This window comes from Klebsiella sp. ME-303, from assembly GCF_007910085.1.
Lineage (GTDB): Bacteria > Pseudomonadota > Gammaproteobacteria > Enterobacterales > Enterobacteriaceae > Klebsiella > Klebsiella michiganensis.
Map to the genome: position 1 here is coordinate 371,745 of NZ_VOJB01000057.1, position 19,142 is coordinate 390,886.

The following is a 19,142-nucleotide window of genomic DNA, read 5'->3' on the forward strand; positions in this document are numbered from 1 at the left end:
TTCCTCTGTCTTATCTTTCGACTGGCGGAAAAACCCGTCACGCGCAGGGCAGCCTGGCAATCACCTTAATCTCAAACTGGAATCCGTAAAGCCACGTCACGCCGATCCCGGTCAACGTAGGGTAAGGCGCTTCCCCCCAATATTCTGGCAGGATACTCCAGATAGCGTCGAGATTTGACTCGGGGTCGACAACAAAGAGGGTCACGTCAACCACGTCACCGAACGTGCAGCCCGCAGCCGCGAGGACAGCATTAAGGTTATCGAAGGCCAACCTGACCTGCGCTTTCAGTTCGGGCTCTGGCGAACCATCCTCGCGGCTACCAACCTGCCCGGAAGCGAACAGAAAACCGTTGGATTTGATGGCCGGTGAATAGCGATTGCGCTCATAGAGCGCCTGCCGACCGGTGGGGAAAACTGCATCGCGTGCCGTCATGTTTGTACCTCTGCAATGGGGCGAAATCAGCCCGGTGAACATAAGGACACTTTACAAGTGCAGGATCGGGCGGATAAACAAGCGACTTTGTCCATCATTGTTTGTAATATCCAAACAATCGGCGAAAAGGGAGGATTAGGAATGGATCGTTTCGATGCGATGCGCGCCTTTGCTCGCGTGGTGGAAGCAGGGAGCTTCACAAAGGCTGCCCAAACGCTTCATATGAGTAAAACCACGGTGACGCAGCTCATTCAGCAGCTGGAAGCGCGCCTGCGCGTCAAGTTGCTCCATCGCACCACCCGCAGGCTCGGCGTGACTGCCGATGGCGCGGTCTACTACGAGCGCGTCATCCGCCTGCTGGCGGACATGGAGGATGCTGAAAACAGCCTGTCCAGTGCGGCGATGACGCCCAGGGGACGGCTACGGGTGGATGTGCCCAGTCCGCTGGCCCGCCTCGTCCTGATACCGGCGCTACCGGCTTTCCACGCGCGCTACCCTGACATCCAGTTCGACATGGGCGTCAGCGACCGGGTGGTGGACCTGATCGGCGACAACGTGGATTGCGTCCTGCGCGGTGGCGACATTAACGACCAGTCCCTGATCGCGCGCCATGTCGGCGATTTGCAAATCGGCGTCTACGCCGCCCCTGGCTATGCGGAACGCCTTGGCGCCCCTGCGCACCCGCGAGAGCTGGAAAACACCGACCATCGCATAGTGGGATTCTTGTCCTCACGCACCGGTAAGATTGATCCTCTGGTCCTGCACAGTGGGAGTGAACATATTGAAATCACAGGCCGCTATGTACTTGCCGTGGATGATGGCAACGCTTACCTCGAAGCGGGGCTCGCTGGCTTAGGCGTGATTGCGCTGCCAACCTATATGGCGGCAAAACATCGGGCCAGTGGCGCTTTAATTCCGTTATTTGAACAATGGCGTATCAGTCCAATGCCATTGTACCTGGCGTTTCCGCCGAACCGCCATGTCAACGCCAAACTGCGTGTTTTTATTGATTGGATCGTTGAATTGATGCAGCAGCATGTTCCCAATTCCAACAATAAGTAACGCCATCCCGGTCTGAGGATCCCTGTTTAAGAAACCCGGCAGCCATCGCGCAGCCGGGATCACCCCCTGCGGTGCCAGCGCAGCGCGTCGACCACCAGCGTAAACGCCGCCGGAAGATGCTGTCGGCCCGGGTAGTAAAGATAGTATCCCGGGAAATGAGGGCACCAGTCGGCAAGTAGCGGTACCAGTTCCCCCGTAGCGATATATTTCGCCGCTAAGTCATGAGGAACATAGGCAATCCCTGCTCCGTCCAGCGCGGCCTGAATCATCAGAAAGGTATTGTTGAAAACGGTTTGCCCGTCAACGCGAACGCTGGTCTTTTGACTTCCCTTTTCAAACTCCCAGGCGTAAAGCGCGCCGTGGGTGGGCAAACGCAAATTAACGCAGTTATGCGCCATCAGATCCTCAGGACGTCTTACTGCCGCCCTGCCGGCAAGATAAGCGGGGGCGGCAACCACCGCCATCTGCACATCGGGCGTGATGCGCACCGCAATCATGTCCTTATCCACCTGATCGCCCATCCGTACGCCTGCATCAAAACGCTGGGCGGCAATGTCGGTCAGCTCGTATCCGACGCTGAACTCAATATGAATATCCGGGTATTGCGTTAATAAAGGCCGCAGACGCGGCCACAGGACGGTGACGATGGCATGATCGTTGGCGGTAATGCGTACCGTTCCGGCGGGTTTATCTCGTGAAGCGCGCAGAGAAGCCAGTTCAGCTTCGATTTCATTCAGCCGCGGCGCCAGAACGGCCAGCAGACGGTTCCCGGCATCGGTTGGCGAGACGCTGCGCGTGGTGCGGATTAACAGCCTTACCCCGAGACGCGCTTCCAGAGCCAGCAGCGTATGGCTCAGCGCTGACCGGGAAACACCCAGAATCGCGGCCGCCCGGGTAAAGCTGCGCTCGTGAGCCACCGTGGCAAAAGCCTGCAGGTCGTTGAGTTTTTCTTTGCTCATCATTGGTGAATTTTGTGCACCAGTGTATTCATATTTGCGCATCTTATCATTTAATCAAACCTTCTCTACACTTTGTTCAACGAGTCGTAAGGGGCCGCTTAAAAGCCCAAAACTGAAATGTGGAGACATCATGAACCAACAATTTGACGGTAACGGTATCTTCCCTAAGGGGGAGAAAAACGAGGCCTATGCGCAGTATTTTCAGGGTACCAGCTACCTGAATATGCTCTCCACGGAAGGGGTCACTATCGGCAACGTGGTCTTCGAGCCCGGCTGCCGTAACCACTGGCATATCCACCATAAAGGCGGGCAAATTTTACTGGTGACCGGCGGTCGCGGCTGGTATCAGGAGTGGAATCAACCGGCGCGCGAGCTTACCGCTGGGGACGTCGTGAATATTCCCGCAGGCGTCAAGCACTGGCACGGCGCGGCCGCCGATAGCTGGTTTGCCCATATCGCCGTTGCCGTCCCTGCCGAAGGTGCGTCTAACGAATGGCTGGAGCCGGTCGCCGACGACGCCTATCGTCAGCTGCCTTAAACATCGAAACAGCAGGGCTCGCCAGTTAATGCGCCCTGCTCTCATTCGGCGGTATGCGAAAATGCATCTTCGACTAATTGCCCGAGCCCCGGGGAAAACCGCTCATCGCCAGCAGCGCGCTTTGCAGCGAGGCGCTAAACATCTCCCCGTGAGACAGTCCGGGATAGGGCCACCAGTTGACCGCCACGCCATTTTTCTTGAGCAGGGAAACCGTCTGCAGAACGTTGCTCCGGATCTCTTCTGCCCCTGCGAAAGAGGCCCGCTGGGTCGCAACCGCCCCCTCCATCAGGTACAGGGACTTCCGGTTAAACGCATCCGCCTTCGCCGCGGCCATTTTTGCTAACAGCGAGGCGTTGCCCCGTCCCAGAGAAGGACTGGCAGAAAAATAGATTTGGAAGCGGGATGACGCCAGCCAGGCGTCAATGATAAATAATCCGCCATAGGAGTGCCCCCAGATAGCCCGCTGCTGAGGGTTGATAGCGATCCCGCGCTCAACTTTTGCCACGATGGTATTTTCTAATAGCTGGCGAAATGCCTCGCTGCCGCCGCTCTTCCGTCGGTCCCATCCGGCGTCGGCAGGATTCTCCTCTACTTTCGGCCGGTAGTCATAGGCTCGGGCAGGCTGATCGAAGGGCAAATTCGTTTGATAGCCGATGGCCACAATAACGGGCGGCGTTTTTTGCGTAAACGTCTCAAGCAGCGAGTCGGACAACCGGTCCATCACCGCGTTGCCGTCCAGGGCGTACAGAATCGGATACCCCTGCGCGGGCGGCGCCGCGTTCGGTATCGCCGTCCAGACCTTATAATGCCGTTCGCCATCAAGGGAGTCGAAATAAGCAACGTTGAAGTGATAATACGCGGAACCGCGGTCGGCGATATTCGGCCCCAGCGGGCGCATATCCGGCCTGGCGTAAGCGTTAATGCCATAAAGCGTGGAGACCAGCGCGGCGATAAAAATCCGCCCTTTCGGCGGAGAAGCAAAACAAAACTTGCGAAGCGACATCGGTTGATTGTTTCCAGCACACCCTCGGTAGTGATAATGATTGCTAATATCAATCTCAATTGCAAGCAACGAGGTTATCCCGGGAGCGGCGCGTTGCGCCTGCCCGGGGAACCCATCATCACATCACGGGTAGCCCGGTTCGCGCTGCGCTTAGCCGGGCTACCGGGAATGCCGCGTTATGCTCAATATCAGGCCGTACGCCATCTCCGGGTCAGCGGCTTCTCGACTTCCACAATCAGGAACATCACAAAACCGATAATAAAGGTGATAACCCAGTAGCGGAACGGCAGCGCTTCGGTACCAAACAGCATCTGCATAAACGGCGCGTAGATAATCAGCAGCTGCAGCACCAGCAGCACCCCGCTGACAATCCAGATCCCCCGGTTCGCCAGCAGCCCTTTACTCAGCGAGAAGCCGTCCGCCACCCGGCAGTTGAGCATATAGAACCACTGGGCGGTAACCAGCGTCTGCAGCAGCACCGTGCGGATAAACTCAGGCGAATAGCCGCGCGGCTGTAGCCAGGCTTCAAGCACAAAGGCGCTGACGGCAATCATCGAACCGACAAAAATCACCCGCCAGATAGCAAAGCCGTCCATTACGTGCAGTTTGGGATCGCGCGGCGGACGCCGCATGATGTTCTTCTCGCCCGCTTCGAACGCCAGGCCGAACGACAGCGTGGCGGAGGTCGCCATGTTCATCCACAGGATCAGCACCGGCGTCAGCGGAATTAAATTCCCCGCCAGCAGCGCAATAATGATCAACAGCCCCTGCGCCAGGTTGGTCGGCATAATGAAGAGAATGGTTTTCTTCAGGTTGTCGTATACCCGACGCCCTTCCCTGACGGCGCTGGCGATGGTGGCGAAATTATCGTCGGTCAGCACCATATCCGCGGCCTCTTTGGTCACTTCGGTGCCCTTAATCCCCATCGCGATACCGACATCGGCCTGCTTCAGCGCCGGGGCGTCGTTCACGCCGTCGCCGGTCATCCCGACCACCTCTTTCCTGCTTTGCAGCGCCTGCACCAGGCGGAATTTATCTTCCGGGCTGGTACGCGCGAAAATATCGAATTTCTGCGCCGCTTCGCTGAGCTGGGTATCGTCCATCACCTCCAGTTCTCTGCCGGTGATGGCGTTTTCCGCATTGCCGATCCCCAGCATCTTGCCGATGCTCATCGCGGTTTGCGGGTGGTCGCCGGTGATCATCTTCACGCGGATCCCGGCCTGCAGGCAGTCGCCGATCGCCGTAATCGCCTCCGGTCGCGGCGGATCCATCATCCCGGCAACCCCCAGCAGAATGACGCCCTGCTGCAAATCCTCATGGCTAAGCTCCGTTTGCCCGTCGGCTGCCGGTTTCCACGCCGCCGCCACCATCCGCAGCCCTTCCCGCGCGTACTCTTCGATTTTCGCTTCCCAGTAAGGCTGATCGAGCGGCGCCAGGCCATGGTCGGTTTGCTGATGCTGACACAGACGGAACAGGACATCGGGCGCGCCGGTAATCAAAATCATCTCTTCATCGCCGATGCGGTACAGCGTCGACATATATTTATACTGTGAATCGAAGGGGATTTTGCTGCGCAGCTCGGTGTTGACCGTCGGGAGCGGGACTTTCGCCGCCAGCACCTTCAGCGCCCCTTCGGTCGGGCCGCCGGTAATTTTCCACAGCCCGCTTTCGTCTTTTATAAGCTGACTGTCGTTACACAGATCGATGGTGCGCAGATAGCGTTCCAGCAGCGTGCCGGGGACAACGGTTATCGGATCGGGCTCATCGATCGGATGAATATTCCCTACCGGTTCGTAGCTGTCGCCCTCCACCCGATAAACGTTATCGGCGGTAATAACGGCCTTCACCGTCATCTCGTTCATGGTCAGCGTTCCGGTTTTATCCGAGCAGATCACCGTCATCGCCCCGAGGGTTTCCACTGTGGGCAGCTTGCGGATAATCGCCTTCTGACGGGCCATGGTTTGCACGCCGAGCGAGAGGATTATCGAGATAATCGCCGGTAAACCTTCCGGCACCGACGCCACCGCGAGGCTAATCAACGACAGCATCAGCTCAGAAACCGGCATATCGCGGAACAGCAGGCTGAAGACAAACAGCGCGGCCATCATCACCAGAATGATGATAAAAATGGCTTTGCCGAGCTTATCCATTTGCACCAGCAGCGGCGTACGGTGTTTTTCGATATCCGACATCATCTGGTTAATATGGCCCAGCTCGGTATCGCCGCCGGTGGCGACCACCAGGCCTTTTCCGCCGCCCGAACTCACCGTGGTGCCGGAAAACAGCAGATTGGTACGATCGCCTAGCGGCAGTTCGCCGCTGAGCGCCTCAGTGCTTTTCTCCACCACCGTCGATTCGCCGGTCAGAATCGCCTCTTCCACCCGCAGGTTATGCGCTTCGATCACCCGCAGGTCGGCGGGAATGCGATCGCCTGCGCGGATGACGACGATATCGCCGGGGACCAGAGCGGTTGTCGGGATCGTTTCATGGTTGCCCTGACGAATAACCACCGCCTCGCTGGAGAGCATGTTGCGAATGCTCTGAAGCGATTTTTCCGCATTGCTCTCCTGGATATGGCCGATCAGGGCGTTAATCACCGCCACGCCGAGGATCACCAGGGTATCCACCCAGTGCCCCATGACCGCCGTCAGCAGCGCCGCCGCCAGCAGCACATAGATAAGCACATCGTTAAAATGCGCCAGAAAGCGCAGCCACGCCGGCTTTCCCGCCTTTTGCGGCAGCGCATTTTCGCCATACTGCTGCAAACGCGTCGCCGCCTCGGCGCCGCTGATGCCCTCCGGAGTGCTGTTGGTGCTGGTCAGGGTTTCTTCTACGGAGAGCTGATAGAACGGGCCGCCCGGTTTTTCTGTATTCATAGTTATCTCCTCACTCCTGTAACGGAAATCAGAACAGCCTCAGGCCGCCCTTAACGCACCACAAAAACCGGAACATGGGCATAGCGAACGATTCCTGCCGCCTCCGACCCCAGCAGATGCGTCTGAATATTCGGGTTACGCGAACCGATGATCACCACATCCGCTTTCAGTTCATCGGCCAGTTTGGTCACTTCATCGCGAATGTTGCCGCTGCGAATGTGAATCTGAATATCCTTTTCCGTCAGCGCGAGTTTCTTGATCAGCTCTGCCAGCTTTTCCTTAGCAGTATTAATCAGATAGTCTTCCATTTTTCGTGCATCGGAAATAAAACCGCGCGTCAGCACCGGAGAAAAAGAGGGAATGATGTGTACCAGATGAATCTGTCCCGAAGAGCTTTGCGCAAGGAATTGGGCGTGGGACAAGGCCTTGTCCGCCAGACCGATTTCAAACACATCAACCGGCACGAGGATATTTTTATACATAGAGACAATCCTTTTATTACCTATAAAAAAAGGTGGTGAAAACAGCCCGGGCAATGGCGCTGAGGAAAAGATCTCAAGAACAAAATCTGCAAGACGTGTAGGTATAATTAAACGTAGCACACCACGATAAACATTATTAAGTCGCCAATTAATATATTGAAAAATATCACAGAGTCAGGCGCAGCCAGACAATTCGACTACAAACCCGGTAAAATCGTCGCCATTGCCGTAATTTTTGCTCTTTTTAACATTTCCGTTTTACTACGACTATCCTCATTATCAGTGGCTTGTTCGCTTTCTGTCGCCCCACAATAATTATTACGATAAGAATTTACTTAGCTAAGCGTTAGCGCTAAAGGAGGAACGATGTTCGGTTACAGTCTGTTTCGCCTGAGCCTGTTTATTGCCCTGGCAATAATCGCCTGTACGGCTACCGGGTTAATTACCTATTTCGTTGTCTCGGCCCTCGCTGAATAAATACAGCGATTGTGAATAATATGTAAAACATAGCCTTTTACTTCGAGGGGAATACAGTGAACCGTTATTTTTCTCTCATTCCGCTTGTTATTTTAATAACAACGGCTTGCGATCGGAAAGCGCCTGAAATTACGCCGTTACCGCGGATGGTCAAAGTTGCCGAGGTGGTGGCTATCGGTGATGCGCAGCAGCGCGTATTTCCCGCCCGCATTGAGTCCGGGGACTCCACCGATTTGTCTTTCAAACGCGGCGGGCAGATTGAATCGCTTGATGTGCGTCAGGGAGCCGCTATTACTCAGGGGCAAACCCTTGCCCGCCTCAGCGCGCGGGAAGCGCAGCAGCGGGTGAATGAGCGGCAAACCGCTGCCACCCTCGCCCAGCGGCAGTTCGATCGCTTCCAGACGCTGGCCGGGCGTCAGGCGATTTCAAAGGCGGAAATGGATATCCAGCGGGCCAACCGCGACGCCGCTAACGCCGCGCTGAAAATCGCCCGCGAAGAGCTGTCGCAAATGACGTTGACCGCCCCGTTCAGCGGCGTTGCCGCTTACGTCCCGGTACGTAACCATCAGGTTGTCGCCGCCGGACAGCCCATTGTGACCCTGACGCGAACCGATCTGCTCGACGTGGTGTTTAGCGTTCCGGAAAACCTCTTTACCGCGCTGGATATTCGCAACGCGCAGTATCGTCCTGTCGTCAAAATTAACGCCATGCCGGATCGCCAGTTTACCGCCGACTACAAAGAACACACCGGCAGCAGCGACAGCAGCACGCTCACCTGGCAAATCATACTGACTATGCCGAGGCCGGCCGACTTCCCCGCGGTGGGCGGCGTTAGCGGAACGGTGACAATCAACCTGGCGAACCTGCCCGCCAGCGCCGGTCAAAACGCGGTGGTGGTGCCGGTTGAAGCGGTGTTTAACCCGGATAATCGCCCGCGCAATGAGCCCCACGTCTGGGTGGTACAGGGAAGCGGCGACCAGCTCAAGCTGGAAGAGAGAAAAGTCGGCGTGGGCCCGGTGACCTCTCAGGGCGTGGTGATTACCGAAGGGCTCAGCGTCGGCGAGCGCGTAGTGGCGGCAGGCGTCAGCGAATTACATGCGCAACAGCCGGTTCGTATCTGGACGCGTGAACGAGGTTTGTAATGGATATTTCCCGCCAGTTTATTAACAACCCGGTCCGCGTCTGGCTGACCATTTTGCTGCTGGGCATCGGCGGGATCTTCGCTCTGCTGAATATTGGCCGCCTGGAAGATCCGGCGTTTACCATCAAAACCGCGGTGGTGGTCACCCACTATCCCGGCGCGTCGGCGCAGCAGGTGGAAGAAGAAGTCACCCTGCCGCTGGAAAACGCGCTGCAGCAGCTGCCGTATCTCGACAACGTCAGCTCAATTTCCTCCAACGGCCTGTCGCAAATTACCGTCAATATCGCCTCGCGCTACCACTCCCGCGAGCTGCCGCAAATCTGGGATGAACTGCGCCGCCGGGTGGGCGACGCCGCCCGCCAGTTCCCTCCCGGCGTCGCCGCTCCGTTTGTGAACGACGATTTTGGCGATGTCTTTGGCTTCTTCTTTGCCCTCTCCGGCGAGAGCTTTACCAACCCTGAGCTGGTTCGCTATGCCGAGCAGCTGCGTCGCGAACTGGTGCTGGTCCCCGGCGTCGGCAAAGTCGCCATCGGCGGGGCGATCCCCCAGCAGATCAACATCGATATCTCGCTGGCGAAAATGGCCGCCCGCGGAATCACGCTCAACCAGCTGGCGGCGATACTGAGCAGGTTGAACGTGGTGTCTAACGCCGGTGAGATTAAATCCGGCAGCGAATCGATTCGCCTGCATCCCACGGGCGAGTTTGCCAACCTCGACGAGCTTGGCGACCTGTTAATCAGCCCGCACGGCTCGGCAACGGCGACGCGGCTGCGCGATATTGCCACGCTCTCGCGCGGGCTGAGCGAATCGCCTTCCAGCATTTACCACGCCAACGGTCGACAGGCGGTCACTATGGGGGTGTCGTTTATACCCGGGGTTAACGTGATTGACGTTGGCCGCGCGCTGGAAAGCAAGCTGGAGCAGATGTCGGCGGAAAAACCGGCCGGGATCAACATTGACCTGTTCTACGATCAGGCGGCGGAAGTCGCCCATTCGGTCAACGGCTTTATCACCAACTTCCTGATGGCGCTGGCGATTGTGGTTGGCGTGCTGCTGATCTTTATGGGCGTACGCAGCGGCATTATTATCGCCCTGTCGCTGGCGCTCAACGTGCTCGGTACGCTGTTGATCATGTACCTGTGGGGTATCGAGCTGCAGCGTATCTCGCTGGGGGCGTTGATTATCGCCCTGAGCATGCTGGTCGATAACGCTATCGTCATCGTCGAAGGCGTGCTGATCGCCCGCCAGCAGGGGTCAACGCTGCTCATGGCGATTAACTACGCGATCCGCCGTTCGGCGCTGCCGCTGCTGGGGGCCACGGTGATTGCCATTCTCGCCTTTGCGCCGATTGGCCTGTCGCAGGACTCGACCGGGGAATACTGTAAATCGCTGTTCCAGGTGCTGCTGATTTCGCTCATGCTGAGCTGGTTCTCGGCGCTGACCATTACCCCGGTGCTGATTAAATGGTGGCTGTTTAAAAATCAATCGCAGCCGGTGGCGCAGGCCGACGCCAATCCGTACGGCGGGCGCTTTTACCGTCTGTACCAGCAGGCTCTGCGTGCTCTTCTGCTGCGCAAAACCATCACGCTGACCGTCATGGCGGCGCTGCTGGCCGCCGCTATCTGGGGATTCGGCTCGGTGCGGCAAAACTTTTTCCCCTCTTCAAACACGCCCATTTTCTTTGTCGATCTCTGGCTACCCTACGGTACCGATATCGCGACCACCGAAAAGATGACCAGCGATATTGAGACCACCATTAACGGCCAGCCGGGCGTGGTCACCACCGTGGCCACCGTCGGTCAGGGCAGCATGCGGTTTATCCTCACCTACAGCGGGCAACGGCAGTATAGCAACTATGCGCAGATCATGGTGCGCATGGACGACCAGCGCAGCATTGCCGCCCTGACGCAGCATGTGGATCGCTATATTGCGCGCAACTACCCGCAGGTGAACGCCAGCACGAAGCGCGTGATGTTCGGTCCCTCCGGCGACAGCGCCATCGAGGTGCGGATTAAAGGTCCGGACCCCGACCGTCTGCGCCTGCTCGCCAGCCAGGTTGGCGATATCCTCTCCGCGGACCCGGCCACCGACGGCGTTCGCAACGACTGGCAAAACCGTAGCAAAGTTATTCGTCCGCAGTACTCCCCCGCGCTTGGGCGCGAGCTGGGCGTTGATAAGCAGGATATTGATAACGCCCTGGAGATGAACTTCTCCGGCAGCCGCGTTGGATTGTACCGTGAGGGGGCCGACCTGCTGCTGGTGATAGTCCGCCCGCCCGCCGCCGAGCGCCAGGACGCGAATCACCTGAATAACGTGCTGGTCTGGAGCCAGAGCCGCCAGCAGTATATTCCGCTCAGTAACGTGGTCAGCGGCTTTCACCTTGAATGGGAAGATCCGCTGATTCTGCGCCGCGATCGCAGCCGGGTGCTGACGGTACAGACCGATCCCGACCCGCTCAGCCACCAGACGTCCGGGGATATCCTGTCCCGCGTGAAGCCGCAGATTGATGCGCTCGCTCTGCCGCACGGTTACAGCATTGAGTGGGGTGGCGATGCGGAGAACTCGAGCGAGGCGCAGCAGGGGCTGTTTACTACCCTGCCGCTGGGTTACCTGGTGATGTTTGTCATCACCGTCCTGATGTTCAGTTCGCTGAAAAATGCGATCGCCATCTGGCTGACCGTGCCGCTGGCGCTGATTGGCGTTACGCCGGGCTTTTTAATTACCGGGATCCCTTTTGGATTTATGGCGTTAATCGGTCTGCTGAGCCTGAGCGGAATGCTGATCCGTAACGGCATCGTGCTGGTAGAAGAGATTGAACAGCAGAAACAGGAAAAAGCGCAGCAGGAGGCGATTATTGATGCCGCCACTTCGCGTCTGCGCCCTATCCTGCTGACGGCGTTTACCACCGTGCTCGGCCTGGCGCCTTTATTACTCGACGTTTTCTTCCAGAGCATGGCGGTCGTTATCATGTTTGGTCTGGGTTTTGCTACTATTCTGACGCTGCTGGTTCTGCCGGTAATCTACGCCTGTTTCCACAATCAGAATATGAAGCGACAACCATGAACAGTACCGGATTAAATATTATTAAAACGCTGGGATGCATGACGGCGGTGACCTTCTTCACCATTTACAACACCTGGGATAGCTATGATTATGACTATCACTGGATCCTCGGGTTTTTGACGTTTATTTCCACTATCGCCACGCCGCTGTTTTTTGTGGTGGCGGGCTATCTGGATTCACAGTCTCGCCACGACTCACAATGGCAGTTGGGCAAAATCAAAAGCGTGGTGATCGTCTTTCTGTTCTGGATGACGGTGTACTATCTCTGGGAGCCCTACCAGCGCGGCTATCTTATCCAGCCGTGGTTTATATTTGCGTTTATCGTCATTTACACCTTTCACCCGGTTATCGAGTGGCTCAGCCAAAGACGCACAGCGTTCTTTGCCGCGGTGTTCACGCTGCTGCTGCTCTCGTATGGTTACGATCTTTTGTCCGCGCTGTACCCGAATGTTCATGCGCTGAGCCTGGCGCCGCAGTACCGCCTGTGGACCTGGCTGCTGTTTTATCTGACCGGTCAGCTCTTCAGCGACCCGCTGGTCGCCGACTGGCTCAGGCGAGAAAAAGTGGTCAAAGGCGCGATGATCGCCATTCCGTTTATTTATCTTTTTACCTGGTTTTACGAGCGGCATTTCTTTTTCGCCCTGTTTAAGGCCGACAGAAATGCGTTCATTCTGACCGGTTCACAAATCTATATTCTGGTGGTTGCGCTGGTTATTGCCGCCAACGGCGTGCGGTTTCGCAAAAACAGCGAGTTTAAAGAGACCCTTCTCGCCACCATTAGCAAAACGATGACCGGCGTCTATATTCTCCACTACTCCGTTTTTCACCTGCTCACCACGTTTATCCCGATTAACTCGCTGGGGACAAAATTAATGCTGATTGTCCTTACGTTTATCACTTCGGTACTGATTTCGATGCTGGCGCTGTCCAATTCGGTGGTCAAAAAAGTGATTACGATTTGACGATCGCCGGTTCAGCTCATGGCCGCCTGCGCATTTAAAAACCGTAGCGCAGCCAGGCAAACAGTACGTTGCCGTTATTATAGGTGCCGGGAATATAGGTGAACTGCACGCTCAGACGGCGGTAGCTGGCGGAGAAGAGCGGCAAAATAATCGGCAGAGGTACGTAGTTGGCAAAGTCATCGCGGGCGGTGATCCCGGCGGTGACGCCAAGACCCAGGCGAAATTCACGACGGCTATCAAGATACCAGCCCTTTTCCCAGCCGTAGCCGACAATCGGCTGCCACTCGTTGTGCGAATCTTTGAACATCATGGCGTAGAGCGAACTCCAGTTGCCCTCCGCGTTATATCTGGAAACGCCGAAACCTCCTCCCCACGGCATTTCATTATAGTTATCCGTTTTCTCTTTATCGTACATAAAGCGGTTGTGCCAGCTGAGAAACGGCAGATATAAATCGTAGTTTTGCGGCTCATTCCAGGTCTGCGAGACGTCGTTTTTCAACCAGCTCCACCAGCCGCTGATGCGCTGCTCGCCATAGACCTTCGTTTCAGCCTGTACCGACAAGGCGAAAATAAACGCTATTCCCCACGCTAGCCGCAGACAACGTCGCATCGTTTTATCCTTAAAGAAAGTCGCCCGGTGTTCATTCAGTTTGGGAACAAAAAACAGGCTTTGCAAATATCAACCAACAAATTTTCTGCACCGTCCCGGGCTAATTGCAAGTCCAGTTAAACGCCCGTTTCAGGACAGAGAGCGCCGCCGCGGTGATTTCATTTCCTTGCTGCTGGGATTATGATGGCGCTAATTATTCTTTCTGCCCGCAGTGATTGAGAAATAGATGGACTTCATCAGCATTATTATGTCGGCGGGGAAAACCTCCGTCGATGTGGCGCTTTATACGCTGTTGCCAATCATGGTCGTCATGCTCATCGTGATGAAATATCTTGAGGTCCGCGGGGTACTGGACGCCATCGTTCGCTGGCTCGCCCCGCTGCTTAAGCCGTTCGGCTTAACCGGGATGAGCGCTTTTGCCCTGATTCAAATGAATTTTGTCAGCTTCGCCGCCCCGCTGGCGACCCTCGCGATTATGGATAAACGCGGCGCTTCGGACCGGCATATGGCCGCCACGCTGGCGATGCTTTTCGCCATGGGTCAAGGCAACGTTTTCTACCCGTTAACGCCCTTCGGCCTGCACTGGCTGGCCTCAATCATCATTTCGATTGTCGGCGGGCTGTGCGCCGCCGCGGTCACCTGGCATATCGCCGGCCGCAGGCTATCGATGGTTGAAAACGTGCGGGCCGACGCGCTGCCTGAGGCGGAGCAAAATAGCCAGGGGATTATCGCCGTTATCAACAGCGCCGGTGCCGACGCCATCCGCCTGGCCCTCGGCGCGGTGCCCATGCTGATCCTGTCGCTGGCCATCGTCGGATTTATGCAGGCGGCAGGCCTGATTGAGATGCTTCAGCGCCTGCTGCTGCCGCTGCTGCTGTGGCTGAATATTCCGGTTAACTTCGTGCTGCCGGCGCTGGTCAAATGCGTTGCCGGCGGTACGGCCTATTTCGGCGTGGTCTCCGAGCTCGTCCAGCAGGGTAAAGCGACCGTAAGCCAGATCAACGCCTCGGCGGGCCTGCTAGTGCAAACGTTCGATCTTCCCGGCATCGGCATCTTTCTGGGCGTCAGCTCGCGCTTCGTACGCCTGTTCCGCTTCGCCGCGATTGGCGCTATCGCCGGGATCGCCATCCGCACCGTGATGCACCTCACGCTATTCTGAGGCCGCCTCCTGCGAACGGAGACAGGCAGCGATATCCGCCTGCTCGCTACAGGCGATATGATGGTTAATGCGCGCCATCATCCACGGGAAAAACGGGTTGGACGTGACGCGCATCAGCGTATCCAGCCCGACGCTCAGGGTTGAGGTTTCCCCGCGCAACGAGATCGTGCCGATGCTGATCCCGTAGCGATTTTTCTCCGCCGGTTCGCGGCCATAGAGCGAGTCGGTCAGCGGGAACGGCACCGCCACGTGCGATAGCGAATACATATCCTGCGGCCAGGCGATATTCAGCGGCGTCACGGTTTCGCTTCGCATCCCGGCAAGCGTGGTGCGAGCCACCGTCTCGTAGGTGTCGGGCGCGGCGTTGGTAATCACCGTGGTGCCGTAGGGCCGAGGCGCCGGCGGCAATAACGTATTCACCGCCGAATAGAGCGAGGGACGAAATAGCGCGCGCAAATTCGCCGCCTGGTTAATGTCGAAAATCACCAGTTCGCTACCGTTATCCGGCAGATAACGATAGAGCGAATCCACCACCGCCCGGGTGCTCACCGTTGAATCCATCACCGACTGAAAAGTTAACACCGGCGCCAGTTCAGAAAGCCGCTGACGCTGCGCTTCCTGCACGATTTGCTGCTGCAGCGCCTGCGACAACAGCCATGACTGCCTTGCCGCCTTCACCGGGAACGAATTGTATTTATAGGGATTAAACTCCGGGACGACGTTCAGCCACGCCGCGCGGGCGAAAGCCGGAAATACAGAAGGTAAACCGGCCAGCCCGGCAAAACGCGCAAACGCGGTAACGCCAATCATCGGCGACAGCAGGATGACCTGCTGCGGCCGGCGCAGCGACTTATCTTCCAGGCTATCGAGGGCGTACTTCAGCGCCAGCGCCCCGCCGTTGGAGTAGCCAACCACGTGCAGCGGCGCGTCATCCCCCGCCAACCGCGTCGCTTCGCGCACCGCAAGCCGGGTTGTCGCTATCCACTCTTCGCGGTCCACCGCGGTGAGCGCGCCGGGGGCGGTACCGTGTCCAGGCAGCCGCGGCGCGACGGCAACAAATCCCAGCTGCTGATAGCGCTGCGCCAGATAATGTACGCTGTAGGGCGAATCCGTCAGGCCGTGCAGCAGCACCGCCGCGCCGCGCGGTTTGCCCTGCGGCAGGAGAATAAAGGAGCGGTTCCAGTCGGGATGAAACTTATCCGGATAGACCAGACTTTGCGCGTAAAAGCGGTTAATGGCCGTTTTTTCATCGTCGCTCAGCGTGTCGGTAATGCTGCTTTTCATATCGCGGAAAATCGCCGCTTCCCGCGTCTGGTATTCGGCAAAAGTGGCGCGGTCAATCTCGCTGGCGCTCATTTCATTCGCCGTCCAGGTATGCCAGCGGTGCAGCGCCGGACCGCGCTGCGATTCGTAAATACGGCCAATAAAAAAGACGATCACGACCACCAGCAGCCCAATGATGGCTTTTTTCGCCACCGAGACTAATCTTAATCCCGACTTATTCAGCAGCCGGGTAAAACGCATCATTGCCATATTTCTGTCCGAATTATCTCTTTAGCTGCCAGGGTGGGCTATTATGCAGAAGGAATCCGATCCTGCGATTCACTTATTAAACATAGACTAAACCAACCGCCTGTTCTTATTGTCAGATGAGGAGCAAACATGAATTATCGCCGGAGTGTAACAGGTCAGGAATAAACAAATGGAATGGTGGATTAAGAAACTACGCGAGGCCTCGACGTCTACACATACCCACGCGGTTCTGCAAAGCGGCCAACTAACCATCATTGCGGAACTCACTTCCTGCGGCCGACGTTTACAGGAGGGCGATAAGCTGACGCCGTTGGCTAACGCGCTGTACTGCATTAACGACAATAAGTCGATCACCCTAAAAGTGCTCAACGCCACGCATTTCAGCGCTGAACGCTGGGGCGCCATCGCGAATATCACCGCGCATTAATCGACATCCCCCAGCATCAACTGGTTCTAATCTCAGTACTTTCTCAACTAAGCGGGTTAAATTGTCCTGCGCCTTTTTCAGTCTGTGACATACTAAGCAAAACGTCAGCAGAGCAGAAACAAGGAGTACGTCATGAATCAGAAAGCCGCCAGGCTGACCCCAGAACAGGCGCTTACGCAGCTCGAAGCGCTCTATGAAAAATCGGTCAATGCGCTGCGTAAAGCCCTCGGCGATTATATTCACCATAATATCCTCCCCGAGAATAGCGCCCGTGCGGAAGGACTGTTCGTTTACCCGCAGCTGTCGGTATCGTGGGACGGAGCGGAACATAAAGCGTTAAAAACCCGGGCCTGGGGTCGCTTCACCCATAGCGGTTGCTATACCACCACCATCACCAACCCTAAACTGTTTCGCGCCTATCTGCTGGAGCAGCTCACCATGCTGTATCAGGATTACGATGCCGCGATTACCGTCGGGCTGTCGCAACATGAGATCCCCTATCCGTACGTTATTGATGGCTCTGAACTCACGCTCGATCGCTCAATGAGCGCCGGCCTGACGCGTTTTTTCCCCACCACCGAGCTGTCGCAAATTGGCGATGAAACCGCCGATGGCCTGTTTCATTCGACGGAATACTATCCACTTTCCCACTTCGACGCCCGCCGCGTCGATTTCTCGCTGGCGCGCCTGCGCCACTATACCGGCACGCCGGTTGACCATTTCCAGCCGTATATGCTGTTTACCAACTACACCCGCTACGTCGATGAGTTCGTGCGCTGGGGCTGTAGCCAAATTCTCGATCCCGAGAGTCCCTATATCGCCCTCTCCTGCGCGGGCGGGATCTGGATAACGGCGGACACGGAGGCGCCGGAGGAAGCGATTTCCGATCTGGCGTGGAAAAAGCATCAGATGCCCGCCTGGCACCTGATAACCAAAGACGGACAGGGGATCACGCTGATTAATATTGGCGTCGGCCCGGCAAATGCCAAAAATATCTGCGACCATCTGGCGGTGCTGCGTCCGGACGTCTGGCTGATGATTGGCCACTGCGGCGGCCTGCGTGAAAGCCAGAATATCGGCGACTACGTGCTGGCCCATGCCTATCTGCGCGACGACCACGTGCTGGATGCGGTGCTGCCGCCGGATATCCCTATTCCGAGCATCGCCGAAGTTCAGCGCGCGCTCTACGACGCCACGAAGCAGGTCAGCGGCATGCCGGGCGAAGAGGTAAAACAGCGGCTGCGTACCGGAACGGTGGTCACCACCGACGATCGCAACTGGGAGCTGCGCTACTCGGCCTCAGCGCTGCGCTTTAACCTCAGCCGCGCGGTGGCTATCGATATGGAAAGCGCAACCATTGCCGCCCAGGGCTATCGCTTCCGCGTCCCCTACGGCACCCTGCTGTGCGTCTCCGACAAACCGCTGCACGGCGAGATTAAGCTGCCGGGCCAGGCTAACCGATTCTATGAAGGGGCCATTTCCGAACATTTGCAGATTGGTATTCGGGCGATTGACCTGCTGCGCGCCGAAGGCGACCACATGCATTCGCGCAAGCTGAGAACCTTCAACGAACCGCCGTTCCGCTAAGCGCTGATATCATACGAGCAGAATACACTCAGTCCGGATCGCGTGAAATATTTACGCGGCCACCAGCCGGACTGAGCGTTATAAAATAAAGCGTTTATTTTTGTTAGGGGTAAAAAATTCTCAGAGCACATCCATACGTGTATATCCGCACAATATTATTCCCACTATGAAAATCAACAAATAAACATTTTATTAACATGTCAGTATCATTTTCCCTGTGGTCATAAAACGCCCAGCCGAGGGCTGATTAATACTTGAACTAAGTCTCGTAACCTATTAAATTAATTACATAAATTCACATAGGACAAAAAAGCGGCACAAAATAGCCAGCGCCAGAGAGAGATCAAAATAATTAAAGAGTTACCTATGGGCGCTACTCTACTCTGGAATCATCCTTTAATAGCGACAGGTTGTTTGCAACAAATACCTTGTTACTAAATTACCAGAGATGAAATTGCGCATGTCGACAGTAGGCAACCATGAATATGCTTATCTATCGCGATCGGCAATGTACTATTTTCGTAAAAGTATGGAAGACAGCTTTATGAAATTAACCATAGGGAATATCCGCCTGTTTATTTTATTAGCAACTCTTTTTTTCTGGACTGCCGCGATCGGGCTAATTTCCCTTATTGTATCCTGGTTTTAAGACCCTGACGGTGCGCCGGGAATGTTCTTGTGCCCCGGCGTTGCCACCATCGTGGCTATGGAATAGGAAAGCAAAAAGCCCGCTTAAGTTTCCTTAAGCGGGCTTCTTAAATATGGCTCCTCTGACTGGGATCGCCTTTGCCAGTAACTGGCTAATATAAAAGATAATTAAAAAGTCTCTT

General features: G+C 56.3%; 15 protein-coding genes. 8 read left to right on the plus strand and 7 right to left on the minus strand.

Going from position 1 to position 19,142, the window contains the following annotated elements:
• Positions 1-37: 37 nt before the first annotated feature.
• A complete protein-coding gene (locus FQK12_RS05185; protein WP_014229895.1) occupies positions 38-433 on the minus strand; it encodes a RidA family protein in 396 nt (131 codons plus the stop codon).
• 141 nt (positions 434-574) lie between these two features.
• Between FQK12_RS05185 and FQK12_RS05190 the strand changes: the two genes are divergently transcribed.
• Positions 575-1,495 (plus strand): LysR family transcriptional regulator, encoded by a 921-nt coding sequence (locus tag FQK12_RS05190; RefSeq protein ID WP_014229896.1) that lies wholly within the window; start codon positions 575-577, stop codon positions 1,493-1,495.
• A gap of 59 nt (positions 1,496-1,554) precedes the next feature.
• Here FQK12_RS05190 and FQK12_RS05195 read toward each other — a convergent pair whose 3' ends face one another.
• A complete protein-coding gene (locus tag FQK12_RS05195) occupies positions 1,555-2,457 on the minus strand; it encodes a LysR family transcriptional regulator (protein WP_014229897.1) in 903 nt (300 codons plus the stop codon).
• A gap of 127 nt (positions 2,458-2,584) precedes the next feature.
• Here FQK12_RS05195 and FQK12_RS05200 point away from each other — a divergent pair, with 127 nt between their 5' ends.
• Entirely contained in the window at positions 2,585-2,992 is a 408-nt protein-coding gene (locus tag FQK12_RS05200; protein ID WP_014229898.1) for a cupin domain-containing protein, read from the plus strand.
• A gap of 73 nt (positions 2,993-3,065) precedes the next feature.
• On the opposite strand, the gene FQK12_RS05205 is transcribed toward FQK12_RS05200, so the two are convergent.
• The 3 genes from FQK12_RS05205 to FQK12_RS05215 all read right to left on the minus strand — a co-directional run bounded on the left by FQK12_RS05205 (position 3,066) and on the right by FQK12_RS05215 (position 7,353).
• Positions 3,066-3,995, minus strand: coding sequence for an alpha/beta hydrolase (locus FQK12_RS05205; protein WP_014229899.1), 930 nt, complete (start codon positions 3,993-3,995; stop codon positions 3,066-3,068).
• A 188-nt stretch (positions 3,996-4,183) separates the two neighbouring features.
• A complete protein-coding gene (locus FQK12_RS05210; protein WP_014229900.1) occupies positions 4,184-6,871 on the minus strand; it encodes a cation-transporting P-type ATPase in 2,688 nt (895 codons plus the stop codon).
• A 50-nt stretch (positions 6,872-6,921) separates the two neighbouring features.
• On the minus strand, positions 6,922-7,353 hold the full coding sequence (locus FQK12_RS05215; RefSeq protein ID WP_014229901.1) for a universal stress protein: 432 nt from the start codon (positions 7,351-7,353) through the stop codon (positions 6,922-6,924).
• A gap of 533 nt (positions 7,354-7,886) precedes the next feature.
• On the opposite strand from FQK12_RS05215, the gene FQK12_RS05220 reads away from it, so the two are divergent.
• Genes FQK12_RS05220 through FQK12_RS05230 form a run of 3 tightly spaced genes read left to right on the plus strand, consistent with a single transcriptional unit; the run spans position 7,887 to position 12,996 of the window.
• A complete protein-coding gene (locus FQK12_RS05220) occupies positions 7,887-8,972 on the plus strand; it encodes an efflux RND transporter periplasmic adaptor subunit (RefSeq protein WP_014229902.1) in 1,086 nt (361 codons plus the stop codon).
• On the plus strand, positions 8,972-12,034 hold the full coding sequence (locus FQK12_RS05225; RefSeq protein ID WP_146295660.1) for an efflux RND transporter permease subunit: 3,063 nt from the start codon (positions 8,972-8,974) through the stop codon (positions 12,032-12,034). The genes FQK12_RS05220 and FQK12_RS05225 overlap by 1 nt, the downstream gene beginning before the upstream one ends.
• 38 nt (positions 12,035-12,072) lie before the next feature.
• Positions 12,073-12,996: an acyltransferase gene (locus FQK12_RS05230; RefSeq protein WP_162097203.1), complete on the plus strand. Its 924-nt coding sequence runs from the start codon at positions 12,073-12,075 to the stop codon at positions 12,994-12,996.
• 34 nt (positions 12,997-13,030) lie between these two features.
• Here the strand turns inward: FQK12_RS05230 and pagP are convergent, their stop codons facing one another.
• Positions 13,031-13,606, minus strand: a complete 576-nt coding sequence (pagP, locus tag FQK12_RS05235; RefSeq protein ID WP_014229905.1) for a lipid IV(A) palmitoyltransferase PagP — start codon at positions 13,604-13,606, stop codon at positions 13,031-13,033.
• Positions 13,607-13,832: 226 nt separating this feature from the next.
• On the opposite strand from pagP, the gene FQK12_RS05240 reads away from it, so the two are divergent.
• Positions 13,833-14,765, plus strand: coding sequence for a nucleoside recognition domain-containing protein (locus FQK12_RS05240; RefSeq protein WP_014229906.1), 933 nt, complete (start codon positions 13,833-13,835; stop codon positions 14,763-14,765).
• On the opposite strand, the gene FQK12_RS05245 is transcribed toward FQK12_RS05240, so the two are convergent.
• Positions 14,757-16,298 carry an alpha/beta hydrolase gene (locus tag FQK12_RS05245; RefSeq protein WP_049080796.1) on the minus strand — a complete coding sequence of 514 codons (1,542 nt, stop codon included), beginning with the start codon at positions 16,296-16,298 and terminating at the stop codon, positions 14,757-14,759. The two genes, FQK12_RS05240 and FQK12_RS05245, sit on opposite strands and share 9 nt — an antisense overlap.
• Before the next feature lie 169 nt (positions 16,299-16,467).
• Between FQK12_RS05245 and FQK12_RS05250 the strand changes: the two genes are divergently transcribed.
• Both FQK12_RS05250 and FQK12_RS05255 read left to right on the plus strand, forming a co-directional pair.
• A complete protein-coding gene (locus FQK12_RS05250; RefSeq protein WP_014229908.1) occupies positions 16,468-16,725 on the plus strand; it encodes a histidine kinase in 258 nt (85 codons plus the stop codon).
• Between the two features lie 132 nt (positions 16,726-16,857).
• Positions 16,858-18,312 (plus strand): AMP nucleosidase, encoded by a 1,455-nt coding sequence (locus tag FQK12_RS05255; protein WP_014229909.1) that lies wholly within the window; start codon positions 16,858-16,860, stop codon positions 18,310-18,312.
• Positions 18,313-19,142 lie beyond the last annotated feature (830 nt).

What these genes read in the sequence shown, in the direction of transcription:
- FQK12_RS05250 (WP_014229908.1), top strand. Translation starts at nt 16,468, where the DNA reads ATGGAATGGTGGATTAAGAAACTACGCGAGGCCTCGACGTCTACACAT.
- FQK12_RS05215 (WP_014229901.1), bottom strand. Translation starts at nt 7,353, where the DNA reads ATGTATAAAAATATCCTCGTGCCGGTTGATGTGTTTGAAATCGGTCTG.
- FQK12_RS05230 (WP_162097203.1), top strand. Translation starts at nt 12,073, where the DNA reads ATGACGGCGGTGACCTTCTTCACCATTTACAACACCTGGGATAGCTAT.
- pagP (WP_014229905.1), bottom strand. Translation starts at nt 13,606, where the DNA reads ATGCGACGTTGTCTGCGGCTAGCGTGGGGAATAGCGTTTATTTTCGCC.
- FQK12_RS05205 (WP_014229899.1), bottom strand. Translation starts at nt 3,995, where the DNA reads ATGTCGCTTCGCAAGTTTTGTTTTGCTTCTCCGCCGAAAGGGCGGATT.
- FQK12_RS05190 (WP_014229896.1), top strand. Translation starts at nt 575, where the DNA reads ATGGATCGTTTCGATGCGATGCGCGCCTTTGCTCGCGTGGTGGAAGCA.
- FQK12_RS05210 (WP_014229900.1), bottom strand. Translation starts at nt 6,871, where the DNA reads ATGAATACAGAAAAACCGGGCGGCCCGTTCTATCAGCTCTCCGTAGAA.
- FQK12_RS05225 (WP_146295660.1), top strand. Translation starts at nt 8,972, where the DNA reads ATGGATATTTCCCGCCAGTTTATTAACAACCCGGTCCGCGTCTGGCTG.
- FQK12_RS05200 (WP_014229898.1), top strand. Translation starts at nt 2,585, where the DNA reads ATGAACCAACAATTTGACGGTAACGGTATCTTCCCTAAGGGGGAGAAA.
- FQK12_RS05255 (WP_014229909.1), top strand. Translation starts at nt 16,858, where the DNA reads ATGAATCAGAAAGCCGCCAGGCTGACCCCAGAACAGGCGCTTACGCAG.
- FQK12_RS05195 (WP_014229897.1), bottom strand. Translation starts at nt 2,457, where the DNA reads ATGATGAGCAAAGAAAAACTCAACGACCTGCAGGCTTTTGCCACGGTG.
- FQK12_RS05240 (WP_014229906.1), top strand. Translation starts at nt 13,833, where the DNA reads ATGGACTTCATCAGCATTATTATGTCGGCGGGGAAAACCTCCGTCGAT.
- FQK12_RS05245 (WP_049080796.1), bottom strand. Translation starts at nt 16,298, where the DNA reads ATGGCAATGATGCGTTTTACCCGGCTGCTGAATAAGTCGGGATTAAGA.
- FQK12_RS05185 (WP_014229895.1), bottom strand. Translation starts at nt 433, where the DNA reads ATGACGGCACGCGATGCAGTTTTCCCCACCGGTCGGCAGGCGCTCTAT.